General features: G+C 58.3%; 11 protein-coding genes. 6 read left to right on the top strand and 5 right to left on the bottom strand.

All coding sequences use genetic code 11. The features are described 5' to 3' along the window. Window positions 1-232 precede the first annotated feature (232 nt). Together DRW39_RS13850 and DRW39_RS13845 are read right to left on the bottom strand one after the other, a co-directional pair. Window positions 233-604, bottom strand: a complete 372-nt coding sequence (locus DRW39_RS13850) for a GxxExxY protein (protein WP_116107657.1) — start codon at window positions 602-604, stop codon at window positions 233-235. 387 nt (window positions 605-991) lie between these two features. Continuing rightward, a complete protein-coding gene (locus DRW39_RS13845; protein ID WP_116107656.1) occupies window positions 992-1,501 on the bottom strand; it encodes a peptidylprolyl isomerase in 510 nt (169 codons plus the stop codon). Between the two features lie 249 nt (window positions 1,502-1,750). Between DRW39_RS13845 and DRW39_RS13840 the strand changes: the two genes are divergently transcribed. The 6 genes from DRW39_RS13840 to argH all read left to right on the top strand — a co-directional run bounded on the left by DRW39_RS13840 (window position 1,751) and on the right by argH (window position 8,337). Continuing rightward, on the top strand, window positions 1,751-4,909 hold the full coding sequence (locus DRW39_RS13840; protein ID WP_116107655.1) for a S41 family peptidase: 3,159 nt from the start codon (window positions 1,751-1,753) through the stop codon (window positions 4,907-4,909). A gap of 120 nt (window positions 4,910-5,029) precedes the next feature. Beyond that, window positions 5,030-5,251: a hypothetical protein gene (locus DRW39_RS13835; protein WP_116107654.1), complete on the top strand. Its 222-nt coding sequence runs from the start codon at window positions 5,030-5,032 to the stop codon at window positions 5,249-5,251. Then, complete coding sequence (locus tag DRW39_RS13830; protein ID WP_232830153.1) at window positions 5,252-5,914, top strand: nitroreductase family protein; 663 nt, start codon at window positions 5,252-5,254, stop codon at window positions 5,912-5,914. A 33-nt stretch (window positions 5,915-5,947) separates the two neighbouring features. Continuing rightward, complete coding sequence (locus DRW39_RS13825; protein ID WP_116107653.1) at window positions 5,948-6,544, top strand: Uma2 family endonuclease; 597 nt, start codon at window positions 5,948-5,950, stop codon at window positions 6,542-6,544. Window positions 6,545-6,562: 18 nt separating this feature from the next. Then, window positions 6,563-6,976 carry a DUF5655 domain-containing protein gene (locus tag DRW39_RS13820; protein WP_116107652.1) on the top strand — a complete coding sequence of 138 codons (414 nt, stop codon included), beginning with the start codon at window positions 6,563-6,565 and terminating at the stop codon, window positions 6,974-6,976. A 20-nt stretch (window positions 6,977-6,996) separates the two neighbouring features. Then, window positions 6,997-8,337 carry an argininosuccinate lyase gene (gene argH / locus DRW39_RS13815; RefSeq protein ID WP_116107651.1) on the top strand — a complete coding sequence of 447 codons (1,341 nt, stop codon included), beginning with the start codon at window positions 6,997-6,999 and terminating at the stop codon, window positions 8,335-8,337. On the opposite strand, the gene DRW39_RS13810 is transcribed toward argH, so the two are convergent. The 3 genes from DRW39_RS13810 to DRW39_RS13800 all read right to left on the bottom strand — a co-directional run bounded on the left by DRW39_RS13810 (window position 8,334) and on the right by DRW39_RS13800 (window position 13,330). Beyond that, window positions 8,334-9,512: a Fic family protein gene (locus DRW39_RS13810; RefSeq protein WP_116107650.1), complete on the bottom strand. Its 1,179-nt coding sequence runs from the start codon at window positions 9,510-9,512 to the stop codon at window positions 8,334-8,336. The genes argH and DRW39_RS13810 overlap by 4 nt on opposite strands. A 146-nt stretch (window positions 9,513-9,658) precedes the next feature. Then, window positions 9,659-11,317 (bottom strand): LamG-like jellyroll fold domain-containing protein, encoded by a 1,659-nt coding sequence (locus DRW39_RS13805; RefSeq protein ID WP_116107649.1) that lies wholly within the window; start codon window positions 11,315-11,317, stop codon window positions 9,659-9,661. A 99-nt stretch (window positions 11,318-11,416) separates the two neighbouring features. Continuing rightward, the gene (locus DRW39_RS13800) at window positions 11,417-13,330 is read right to left on the bottom strand and encodes an ABC transporter ATP-binding protein (protein WP_116107648.1); all 1,914 of its coding nucleotides are present in this window, start codon (window positions 13,328-13,330) and stop codon (window positions 11,417-11,419) included. Window positions 13,331-13,552 lie beyond the last annotated feature (222 nt).

Here is a 13,552-nt window from a genome sequence, read left to right as displayed (position 1 = left end):
TTGTCCTCTTTTGAGACGCCTTCGCTGCTGGCGCAGCTTGGGGAGGTGTCTTCAACACAGATTTCGCGGATTAATGGCACCGATTTAACACGGATTTCCCGTACACACTCTGGCGGGATAGTAAAGGCTGAATGAGGGTTTCATCCGAGTTGTGGTAGGTAAGAAAGCAGGAGAACTTTCCTATTGCTACGCGTTCGCTTTGCTTTGTGTGAAACGCGAATGCAAGTTTACTTTACATAACGTACCGCTTGATTCCCTTCTGCAAGTTTTGGACGTTGAAATTGATCAATAATCCGAGCTTCTTGCCGGACAGGCGCAGGTAGGTGAGCAGCTGGGCGGTGTGAACGGGTTCCAATCGTTCTACAGCCTTTAGTTCCACAATCACTTGATCCTGGACCAGCAGGTCGATCCGGTAGCCTACTTCCAGGCTGATCTCCTGGTAGCGTAGCTGCAGCGCGGGCTGTTGCCGTACCTGAAGTCCTTGCCGCCGCAGCTCATAGCAGAGGCAGTTTTCGTACGCGGATTCCAACAGCCCCGGTCCGAGTTCCCCATGTACGCGAAATGCAGCCCCCCTAATAATGTAGGTGATGTCATTTAATTCCATCCCGTAAAACTGCGCGGCCCCACTCTACTATAATGCGAGTGGTGTTAAATCTTATCAAGAATTAGCCGACGCTTACAAATTGCCCTTTCACAAAAGGCGAGTCAACCCGTGAACGCAGTATTAAAATGCTCGCAAAGCTGCGGCAGCAGCATACACCGTCCAAAAAATCTGTGATCAATCGGTGCCCTAATCTGTGGCCATCCGTGTTTAAACCTACCCCACAAGCTGCGAAGCAGCGAGTAGGTCACCAATACAAACGCAGCCTACCAGCTGCGGTAGCAGCATACACCGTCCAAAAAATCTGTGATCAATCGGTGCCCTAATCTGTGGCCATCCGTGTTTATACCTACCCCACAAGCGGCGTGAGCAGCGAGTGCGCAGCACCACCTACTTCCGCACCCCATCCTCCCCAATAAACTGCTTCCGCACCAACTCATCCACCGTAGGCTCCCGCACGTCCAGCACGGCACCGGAGAAAAACAGCGTCTTCCCCGCCAAAGCATGATTAGCGTCCAGCGTCACCACCTCGTCGTCCCAGTCGAGGATCTTGGCGTTGACGTCCTTACCGGCGGAGTCGGTGAGCGTGATGTACTGCCCCTTCTCCAGCAGACCGGGCTCGATCTGCTCCCGCTCGTTTTTGAAGATGCCGATGGGAGCCTTCAGGATGTGCGAATCGTTAGGTTGCCCGTAAGCGTCGTCCGGGCTGAGTAGAAAACTAAATCCCATACCGCTTTTCAGGCCGAATAACCGCCGTTCCCAGGCCGGGAGCATCCGTCCGGTACCGAACATGAATTTGAAGGGGTAATTGACGTCCATCCGTTCGAGAAGGGCGCCGCCCGGGCCGCCGTCGCGTACCTCGTAGGTCAGGGTGACTATGGCGTGATCGTCTATGGTCATGGGAAGGGGTTGTCGGTTAGTAGTTAGGCGTGTAGGTAGGGACAGTTAGCGGGCCATTTGGGTTCGCATTGCGGCGCAGCGCAGGCAGAAACCTCCCCCCTACATGCAACCCTTTTCAATACCCATCGTACATTGGTTGTCCCAGCAAATATTATTTACATGCCCTTGATTAGAAGCCTTGCCGCTCTCCTTCTCCTCTTAACCTGCAGCATCCTTCCTGGCCAAACGCGTCTGCTAAGCGACCCGGCTATGAGCGAGACCCACCTAGCCTTCGCCTATGCCGGCGACCTATGGGTAGCCGATCGCGACGGCGGTAACGTCCGCCGCCTCACCATCGGGGAAGGAGATGAGTACGGACCGGTATTCAGCCCCGACGGACAAACCGTCGCCTTCACCGGAGCCTACGACGGCAACGTGGATGTGTATACGGTCCCCGTGGAAGGGGGCATTCCTGAACGACTGACCTGGCACCCCTACGACGACGAGGTCCAGGGATTCACACCGGAAGGAGATCGCGTGCTTTTCACTTCCCAGCGGAACGTCTTCACCAATCGCTTCAATCGGCTATTCACCATCGGTTTGGACGGCGGACAGGTCGAGCAACTCCCCATCCCGACCGCCTTTTCCGGAGCGTATTCCGGCGACGGACGGTACGTAGCCTACAGTCCGAACTACGACGCCTCCGGGATGTGGAAGGGATACCGCGGCGGTACGGTTTCCCGTATCTGGATCTTCGACACGACGGACAACTCCGTCACCGAGATTCCCAAGCCGGAAAGTGGCAGCAACGACATGCACCCCCAGTGGCACGACGGCCAGGTCTACTTCCGCAGCGACCGCGATGGGGAGTACAATCTGTACGTCTATGATCCCGCTACGGAGAACGTAGAGGCGTTGACCACCTACGACGACTTTCCCGTATTCGGTCCGCAGGCCGGTCCGGAGGGGATCGTCTTCGAGCAGGCCGGGTACCTGCACGAGCTGGACTACGCCACCGGGGAAAGCCGGCAACTGGACGTAACGGTCAATGCCGACATCCTGGACGTGCGGCCCCGCTATGTCTCCGGCGCGGAGCACGTACGGTCGGTGGGTGCCTCGCCCTCGGGTACCCGACTAGTATTCGACTACCGCGGCGAGATCGTGACCGCCCCCTACGAGAATGGCGACGTGGATAACCTGACGCACACGCCGGGTGTCCACGAAAGCTACCCGGCCTGGTCACCTGACGGAAGAACGATCGCGTACTTCAGCGATGCCTCCGGGGAACATGCTTTACACCTGCGCTCCGCCGCCCAAAACGAGGTGCGGGAGATCGCACTGGACGGCACGGGCTTCTATGCCTATCCGCACTGGTCGCCCGACAGCAAGCGACTAGCCTTTGTTGATAATGGCCGCAACCTGTACGTCCTGGATGTCAGCTCCGGTAAGATCAGCAAGGTCGACCAGGATGAAAACTACTCCCCCGGTGCCTACCGCGACCTGTTCGGTTCGTGGGGACCGAACGGCCGCTACCTCGCCTATACCAAAAATACGCGTACCAACTTCGAGCAGGCTTACGTCTACGACACCGAAAGCGGAACCTCAACGGCGGTGACCGACGGCTTAGCGAACGCCACCGAGCCCACCTTCGACCCCAGCGGCAAGTACCTCTACCTGGCGGTTTCCACCGACGCCGGACCGGTCGTCAACTGGTTCCAGCAATCGAGCAACGATATGCGGTCGACCAATGACCTCTACCTGATGACGCTCCAGAAGGAAACCACCAACCCCCTCATGCGCCGCAACGATACCGAAGCGATTATGAGTGAGGAGGATAAAGCGGACGAGGATGAGGAGGAAGACGACACGGAAGAAGAACCCGTCGACTTCACCATCGACTTCGAGGGGCTTTCTAACCGGGTGGTCCACCTGCCCGTCCCAAATGGCAATTACCGAAACCTGGCCAGCGCGAAGGAGGGGGAACTGCTCTTTATTGGCTCCAACGACCAAGGCAGTAAAATGCACCGCTTCAGCCTGGAGGACCGGGAGGTGAAAGACCTGATCGATGCCAGTGGCTTCGGGGTGACCGGCAACGGAGAGAAATTGCTGGTTTACCAAGGGGATAAGTACGGCATCACCGCCCTCGCCGATCCCAAGGCGGAAGACCTCAAGCCGGCGGATAGCTATAACCTAAGCGTCCGGATCGACCCCCAGGCGGAATGGCACAACATCTTTGAAGAGATGTGGCGGGTGAACCGCGACTACTTCTACGACCCGAATATGCACGGCGTGGACTGGGACGCGATGAAGGAGAAATACGAGCCCTTCCTGGCGGACGTCAAGACCAGCGACCAGCTGTACCGTGTCATGCGCATGATGGGTAGCGAACTTGGCGTCGGCCACCACCGCTTCGGCAGCACCGGTACCCCACTGGATGACCGGGAAAGCGTGGGCGGCGGCTTACTCGGTGCCGATTACGAGGTAGCCAACGGACGCTACCGCTTCGCCAAGATCTACGGCGGCCTCAACTGGAACCAGGACCTGGAGGCACCCCTGATGGCCCCCGGCGTCAACGTGGAAGAGGGCGATTATTTGCTGGCCGTTGATGGGCAGGAAGTCACCGCCGATGACAACCTGTACCGCTTCTTCGAGCGTACCGCCGGTCGTAACGTCGACCTGCGCGTCGGCCCGAACGCCGATGGCTCCGATGCCCGTACGATCACGGTTACTCCGGTCGAACAGGAATTCAGCCTGCGCAACCGTGACTGGGTGGAAGGCAACCTGCAAATGGTGAATGAAGCCACGGACGGGCGGGTTGCCTACGTGTACGTGCCCAACACCGGCTACGGCGGCTTCGCCTACTTTAAGCGCTACTTCTTCCCCCAGGTGAATAAGCAGGCGGTGATCGTGGACGAGCGCTTCAATGGCGGCGGCCAGATTGCCGACTACTACATCGAGCTGCTGATGCGCCCCTACCAGAACAGCTGGACCTACCGCTACGGCGAGATCCAGCACGCCCCGATTGCGTCCATCCAGGGTCCGAAGGTGCTGCTGATCGACGAGACGGCCGGCTCGGGGGGGGACCTCTTCCCCTACCTCTGGCGGCAGAACGAACTCGGCCCGATCATCGGTAAGCGGACCTGGGGCGGCCTAGTGGGCGTACTCGGCTACCCGGAATTTATCGACGGCGGATCGGTCACGGCCCCGAACGTGGCCTTCTGGGACGAGGATGGCTACCGTGTGGAAAACGAAGGGGTGGCCCCCGACATCGAGGTCGAGCAACTACCCGAGGCCGTGATTGAAGGGGAAGATCCACAACTACAGCGCGCCATCGACGAGGTGCTACGCATGCTGGAGGAAAATCCCTCGAAGCGGCCCGAGCAGCCGCCCTTCGAAGCGCGGGGCAGCGCCACCTTCGGAAAGGGTTGACGCTGAGCCGACAGCATTTTCCAGGATAGAGACTTTTTTGAAGCGGACGGGCGTTGTAAAATTGCCCTTGTCTTCCGTATTAACCTACCCGGCCGTCTTCTCACTTTAGTCTCTCTCCCCATGAACGGCAACACCCCCTCCCCCACCCGTACGGCCCTGCAGGCGGCCGGCGGCATCCTGCTAGCTGCCAGCTGTGTTTACCTCTTGCTCCACGGCACCGAAATCCTGGCGGGCAACCACTACGTAGACTGGTCCCTTGTCCGGGCCCTCTGCCTCATCGGTTTCCTGACGCTTACGTACAGTTTCTACGAAGTGCATACCGCGATGGAGCGGGCGCGCTAAGTGGACGCTGAATTCCAACCGCTGGACTATTCCCGCCCCACCCCCGACGAAATGACGGCCCGGGCCGCGGCTCTCTACGCCGACCTGAAAACCCGCCGTACGGTACGGGAATTCTCGGATGCGCCGGTTCCGCGGGAAGTGATCGAGCACATCGTGCATACCGCCGCCAGTGCCCCATCCGGCGCCCACAAGCAGCCGTGGACCTTCTGCGTGGTCGAGAACCCGGCGATCAAGGAGCGAATTCGCGAAGCCGCGGAACGGGAGGAATATGAGAACTACCACGGGCGGATGTCCGACGCGTGGCTGGCCGACCTGGAGAAATTCGGTACCGACTGGCAGAAGCCCTTCCTTACCACGGCCCCCTACCTGATCGTGGTCTTCAAGAAGGCTTACGACCTGGACGAAGCGGGCAACCGCCACAAGAACTACTACGTCAACGAATCGGTCGGCATCGCCTGTGGCTTCCTGATCGCGGCCATTCATCACGCGGGCTTGGTGACGGTGACGCACACCCCCAGCCCGATGAATTTTCTGCAGGAGGTGCTTGGCCGCCCGGAGAACGAGCGGGCCTACCTGTTGCTGCCGGTGGGTTTACCGGCGACGGGGGCTAGGGTGCCGGTGATTGAGCGGAAGGGGATTTCCCAAGTTTTAACCTGGTACTGAATTATCCGTTATATTGGATATCTAATCTTAAATATGCAATCGCCCCTTGCTATACCTCCTGCTATTTCACCTCTTTACTCCACCAAGAGACTGAGTTTAGACGAATTTCTGTCACTATGCAAGGAAAATCCGGAACTTCAGGCAGAGCTAGAACCCGATGGTAGAATAAAGATTATGAGTCCGGTATCTTTTGGAAGTGGCCGAAATGAAGCGAAATTTATCATAAAACTTGGTATTTACGCGGAAGAAGTAGGAGGGGAGGTAGCAAGTAGTGCGGTGGGACTTAAGCTTCCAGACGGCTCTGTTAGAAGTCCTGACGCCTGCTATATAACAAAAGAGAAGATTGCGAATTTCACCGATGAGGATTTCCGGCATTTTCTTCCTGTGGTTCCTGAATTCGTAGTCGAAGTGGCGTCACCTTCCGATGCCATCACTGACTTAGAAGCCAAGATGCGCGAATCCTGGATCGCCAACGGCGTTCGCCTCGCCTGGCTAGCCGACGTAGATAACGACCGCCTCTGGATCTACCGCGCCGACCGCTCCGTAGAACTCGTCAGCCCGCTCGACCGCACGATCACCGGCGAGGACGTGCTGCCTGGCTTCACCTTCGACCTGAACCTGCTCTCCTAGCCTCCCGTTTACCCAGGTATGTGGACGTGCCCCAAATGCGAGCGCCCCTTCCGCCGTGAGGGACAGCATCACTACTGCAGCGAAAAGACCATCGACGAGATCTTCGAGGGGAAGCCCGACGAGGTCGTCATGGCTTTCGACGACGTGCTCATCGCCACCGCCGAGTGGGAACCCAACCTCATCACGCCCGCCCGCAAGGCGATCATGTTTACCAACAAAAAGGCCTGGATGGTCGTGCGCCCCATGACCAAGGTACTGGAACTCGCCTTCTTTACCGATAAGATGATCCACAGTCCGCTCCTCCATAAATCAACGCTCGATCACATGGGCAAGAAGAAGTACCGGCATACGATCCGGCTCTCCGGCCCGGATGAACTCACGCCCGAGGCCGTGTTGCTGATGCGCAAGGGCTACGATTGGGGGAACCGCTAGCTTTGCCGCATCTTCGCGGTATGGCTGATAAACTCTGGCAAAAAGACTACCCCCTCGACCAACGCATCGCCGATTTCACCGTCGGCCGCGACCGCGAACTGGACCTCGAGCTCGCCCCCTTCGACATCCTGGGCTCCATCGCCCACGTGACGATGCTCGAAGAAGTCAACCTGATTGATGCGGCGGCGGCGCGCAGGTGTAAAGCCAAACTCCGGGAGCTGTACCGACAAGCTACCTCGGGCCAATTCACCATCGAAGACGGCGTGGAGGACGTCCACAGTCAGGTCGAACTGATGCTCACCCGGGAACTGGGCGACGACGGTAAGAAGATCCACTCCGGCCGGAGCCGCAACGACCAGGTGCTCGTCGATTTACGCCTCTATTTCCGGCAGCGTATCCAGGGCATCGTGGAGCAGACGGCCGAACTGAGCCGTACGCTGACCGAACTGAGCGAGGAGCACCAGGATAAACTGATCCCCGGTTATACCCACCTGCAGGTAGCCATGGTCAGTAGCTTCGGCCTCTGGTTCGGTGCTTATGGGGAAGCCCTCATCGACGATCTCCGGCTGTGGAAAGCGGCCTACGATACCGTAGACCAAAACCCCCTCGGCTCGGCCGCCGGCTACGGATCCAGCTTCCCCCTCGACCGTGACCGTACGACGGAATTACTGGGCTTCCAGTCGCCGGTAGTCAACGTCGTAGCCGCCCAGATGGGCCGCGGCAAGACGGAGCTGACCGTCGCTTTCGCCATCGCTAGCCTGGCGCAAACCATCGGCAAAATGGCCATGGACGTATGCCTTTACAGCAGCCAGAACTTCGGCTTCCTACAGCTGCCCGACGACCTCACCACCGGGTCGAGCATCATGCCGCACAAGAAGAATCCGGACGTCTTCGAGCTCCTGCGCGGCCGCTGCAATCTGCTGCAAACCCTGCCCACCCAGATGAGCCAGCTGACCGGCAACCTGCCCAGCGGCTACCACCGGGACTTCCAGCTCCTGAAAGAGGCCATCTTCCCCGCCCTCGACCAACTGGAGGACGGACTGGCCATCGCGCTCTACGCCCTTCCCCGCACGAAGGTCCACGCCCAGGAATTACCGACCGATCCGCGCTACACCTTCCTCTACAGCGTGGAGGCGGTGAATAATTTGGTATTAAAAGGCGTGCCCTTCCGCGATGCTTACAAACAAGTCGGTGCCGACATCGAGGCGGGGACCTTCACCCCACCCACCGAACTCAGGCACACCCACCTGGGCAGCCTGGGGAATTTGGGGAATGAGCGGATCGCGCAGAAGCGGGAGCAGGTGCTCGGAACGTTTGGTTTTCAGCGGGCCGACGAGTCGCTGCGGAAGCTGTTGAGCTAACGCGGGTCGTCGTCCGGGGTATCCCACTTCGAGCCGCCGATGTCTTCGCCGCGGGCGGTGGCTAGTTGGACGTCAAGGGCTTCCAGTAGCCGAGCGCCAACGAAGCTGACCAAGGGAACGTAATCGCCCTCATCCGCGGCGGATAGCGCCCGGTAGTATTCCAGTCGGTTGGACACCGGGATGATCGTGGCCGGAAAACCGGCGCGCATAAGCGCAAAATTCATCACCATTCGCCCGATACGACCGTTGCCATCGTCAAAGGGATGTATGGCCACGAATTCATGGTGGAGCACCGTCGCCCGCAAGAGAGGATGAAGCTCATCTTCCCGTTCCGCCAGTTCGTACCAGTCCAGTAGTTCTCGCATTAGCCCGGGTACGGCGTTCGGCTCGGCGAAGTAGTGCATCTTGCCGCTGGCGGTCCGGACATGGTTGGGTTCGCGCTTGTACACGCCTACATGAATAGTGCGGAACACACGCCGCCCATCCGGCGTAATCGCCCGCTGGGGATAGTCCTCCTTCAGCATGATCTGGTGCAGCTGCCGTACGTCCGTTTGGCGCAGGGGGCGGTCGCCCTTCACCATATCCAGCATCACGTTGACGGCATCACGGTGACCGATGATGTCCAGGTGGTCCTTGAGGGGCTTACCCTTCGCGGTGATGCCGTAAAGCAATAGCGTCAGCGTTTCGCCGTAGGTCAGCTGGTTCCCCTCGATGGCGTTGGAATTGTAGTTCCATATCCGTAGCGTTTGCTGCAGCACGTGCTCTTCCATATTCCGGCTGATGGGCCGGCGGGCGTCTATGTCCGCCTTTATGGCGGTAGCTTGCTCGAGCACCGGTAGCTGCTGCAAATCGGCCCATTTCACCTTTTGGCGGATGCGTTCGCCGTATGGCCGTTCGGGTTCCGCTACGGCGGCGCTGTCACCTGGGTACCGGTGGGCCTCCCGTCGACCGTCGGTAAAGACCAGCATGGGTTCCTTGCCGATCGCCGCCGCCAGGTTTACGATGGTGGATAGCTTGGTATCCGTCGGGGAGTTGATCAGTTTAGAAACCTGCCCCTTGGTTACCCCGAGGCGACTGGCGAATTCGGATTGGGTAATCCCTTCTAGCTTTAGGAAAGCTTTCACCTCTGCGACCATTGATTCGTGCAGAAAGGATATGGTGCCGTTTCGGGACATGCTCGGACAACAAGTTTACTTAGCGATAAATTACGCAACCCGCTTGTTTCCTCCAAAGGAAACATCCTTGATCTTACTGTCGGTTTTGTAAACTGAAGATTGAAGCCACCGAGGTGTAAATGCGCAAACCCGCACGCTAGCCTGGCTTATTGTTTCATTACCCGCTCCACGGCGGTTCCCCGCGGACCGGATAGCCGCAGCAGATAGGTCCCGGCCGGTAGTGATCCGAGGTTAAGTTCGCCCGTGACGACCGGACGGGTAAGTACGGCCGCACCGGAGGTGGCAAAGACGGTGACGGTGTATTCCTCCCCCCTGGGAATATCCAAACGAAGGATCCCGGTGGTTGGATTGGGAAAAATCTTTATTCCCAGGTCGGCAGGTTCCGCGGTGATATTGGAGGTAGGCTCCTCGGTGCCGCCTCCGTTTACCTGACGAATATAGCTTTCCGGTGTGGTAAGTATCTCTTCGAGTACGCAGGGATACAGCGCCATGGTGTAGGCTTTGAACCCGTCGATCTTTCCTCGGAAGTGGTGTGCATTGCCCGGCCGGTCGCCCTCCATATTATCCGCCGTTCCGATACGGAACGGTACGCTACTGGTGATAATTGGCGCGGGCAACACAAGCTCAGCCACCAAACTGCTATCCAGGTAGAAGGACAAGGCATTTTCCGGGGTGACGTTGACCACCACTTGGTGCCATTCGTTCAGGGTAAGTGCCGTGGCTGCACTGCTGAATTCCGGGTAGCGTTCCCCGTACCAGACGTGTAGCCGCAGGCTATCGTCGGTCATGGACAGGCGAAGGCTACGCTCCCCGTTAAGCCAATTGTATTGGCTGAAGAGGTGTCCCGACTGCTGGCCAGCAACCAGGCTTTCCGGGTAAAACCAGGCCGCCAGGGCGAAGTCATTCCCCTTTATGGCCTCCGATCCCTCTACCGTGACGTGAGAGGTACTTCCGTTGAAGTAAGCCGCCGAATCCGGAGCCCCGAGAACGTCTTCCCCGAAGGATAGATCGTCGAAGCTAAGCCGGTAGCCGTCTGCTTCCAGGCCCTCATCAAAATCGAGACCTACCGTCACCGGTACGGCATCGTAGAGGTCGAGATCCTCGGCCAGAACGGCGATCTGCGCGGTGGTGAGGGCAGAACTGTACATGACCACTTCGTCCATTATGCCGTAAAAGTGATGATCGTTGCCAGGAAGGGTTTCTCCGTATTCGTTGCTGTTTCCCATACGGATCGGTTCGCTACCGAGTCGCATGGGCCCTTCCATCTGCTGTTCGGTCAGCAGGCAACCGTTCAGGTAAAACAGGAATCGATTATCGGCCGTAACGGTGAGCGCATAGTGGTACCATAGGTTGTCCTGTATAGGTACTGCGATCTCCAAACGGTCTGGTAATTCCGGGCCGTCCCAAACCAGGGCCACCAGTTCGTTGTCCGAAATTCCGATGCGGAAATTGCGCTGATTAGTAAACCAGGCGTACTGGTTAATGATACTGCTGGTCTGTTCGGAGTCCGCGATTCCGAAGGAATTGAAGTAACCGCTGATGGTGAAGTCGTTGGCCGGCGTGACACCCGTCTGCCGGAACTGGATTACGCTGGAATATCCGTTGAAGTAAGCCGCCTGCAGGACGTTTCCGGAACGGTCCGCCCGGTAGCCGATATCCGTGGAGATTACGGAGAGCTGGTTATCGCTCTGGTCCGCCGGGATACCGTCGAAGGAAAACCGGAATAGTGGCGGAGGAAAGTCCTGAGCGGTAAGCGTACCGGCCATACATACCATGGCCACGAGGAGCGAGAAAATCGGTTTCATAGAGTGGAGTGTGAAAAGAAGACTTTTACCAAAAGGCAGCAAGTCGTAAAATCTACACTACAAGGTAGGTATTTCGTAGCTATTTACCTGCCTAGCCCCCTACACCTCCTGCAACTCCACCAACTTCCGGTACGCCCCACCCCGCTCCAGCAGTTCCCCGTGGGTGCCCCGCTCGATGATGCGGCCGGCATCCAGCACGATGATTTCATCGGCGTTCTGGATTGTGCTGAGGCGGTGGGCAATCACCAGGGCGGTGCGGTTCTGCATCAGTCGCTGGAGGGCTTCCTGTACGAGCCGCTCGGATTCGCTGTCCAGCGCGGAAGTAGCCTCGTCGAGGATCAAGATGTCCGGATTGCGGAGCACCGCCCGGGCGATGGTGAGGCGCTGCCGCTGCCCGCCACTGAGTTTTGTGCCCCGGTCACCGATATTGGTATTGAACCTATCTGGTGACGCCGCGATGAAGTCGTAAGCATTCGCCACCCGCGCGGCATGCTCAACCTCTTTCTCCGTTACGCCCTCCATGCCGAAGACGATGTTGTTGTAGATGGTGTCATTGAACAGGATCGCCTCCTGGCTTACGATACCGAAGCGTGAACGCAACTCTTGCAGCGGGTAGTCGCGCAAATCCCGTCCGTCCAGCAAAATCCGTCCTTCGGTTGGATCGTAGAATCGCGGCAACAGGTCCGCGATGGTGCTCTTCCCTCCCCCGCTGGCGCCGACCAAGGCAACCACCTTTCCGGTAGGTATCGCAAAATTCAGATCCTGAAGTACCGCCCGTTCCCCCGGTTGATAGCGGAAGGAAACATCCTCGAATTTAAGTCCGCCGTCCGAAGGAGTGGAGGATGTATTAACTGAATCGTTGAATGACGTCTCCGCCGACTCACCGGTTGGAAGATGGCTCTTTACCTGCGCTCCGCCGCCATGGTTGCCCTTAACCCCTTCTCCCCTTCCATCCTTTACCCCTTCACCCGTAACATCCAGCACCGCCTCCACCCGCTCCAGCGCTCCCAGCCCCTTCTGCACGTTGTACCAGGCCTTGGAAAAATTCTTGGCCGGATCGATGACCATATAAAAGGCGAAGATGAAAGCGATAAAGGTCCCCGCCTCCATCGTGCCGGCGAATACCTGGCGGGAGCCGTACAGCAGCAGCACGGCCACGGTGGCGATGCCGAGGAATTCCGTGAGCGGACTGGACAAATCGCGCCGCCACAGCAGGCGCGTCAGGCTGTAGCGGTAAGTGTCGTTTAGTTCCGCGAAGCGACCCGATTGGTAACGCTCCGCGCCGAACGACTTGATGATGCGCAAGCCGCCCAGGCTCTCCTCGGTGCGGCTGACGATGTCGCCTAGTTTGTCCTGTACTACGCCACTGCTACGCTTGAGCCGCTTGCCCAGTCCACCGATGACCACGCCGGTGAAGACCATCAGCCCGAACACGAACAGCGTGAGCGAAGGACTGACAAAGATCATGAAGGTCAGCGAGCCGATGATGATGAAGGGCTCCCGGAAGATGGCCTCCAGCACGTTCAGGATACTGCTCTCTACCTCCTGCACGTCGCTGGTGATCCGGCTGAGCAGGTTTCCCTTTCGCTCCTCCGTGAAGTAGCCCAGGCGCAGCCCCAGCAGGTGAGTATACAGCTCGTTGCGCAGATCGCGGATGATGCCGTTGCGGACCGGTGCCATAAAAAAGAGCGCCAGGTAGCGGAACAGGTTCTTGAGCAAAAACGAGAGCAAGATGAATCCACAGACGTAGGTGAGCGCGGTTTCCCTCCCCTGCTCCTGGATCCACTGCGTCACTTTATACCCGCCGTACTGCTCCAAATCCTCGAGTGATGCAATGGCGTCGGGTGCGGTCAATACCGGTTCCGTCTGCTCGAACAGCAGGTTAAAGAAGGGCTGAAAAATAGGAATGCTCACCACGGTGAAGATCGCCGTCAGGATGTTGCAGACGATCGCCACGGCCACCAGCCCCCGATAGTTTCCCATGTAGCCGAGCAGGCGGCGGAAGGATTGCATAGGGCAAAGGTAGGTTATAGTGGGTAGGGCATAGGTTATAGTCGTTTCTTCCCGGTGCTGACTACCCGCTATGCCCTACTTGCTTCCAACTACCCTGTCTAGAACTGAAATACGTTGACCCAAAATCAGCGATTTTATGTCTAGCCACCGCATCCGCCCCCGGCGCCGGTTTAGCCTCGATTTTAAGCGCGCCCGGGTGCGCGACTTTGAATCCGGAACCTT

This window comes from Lewinella sp. IMCC34191, from assembly GCF_003390935.1.
In the GTDB taxonomy this organism is placed as follows: Bacteria; Bacteroidota; Bacteroidia; order Chitinophagales; family Saprospiraceae; genus Neolewinella.
The sequence above is the reverse complement of the archived record's forward strand: the minus strand, read 5'-3'. Positions and strand labels throughout refer to the sequence as shown.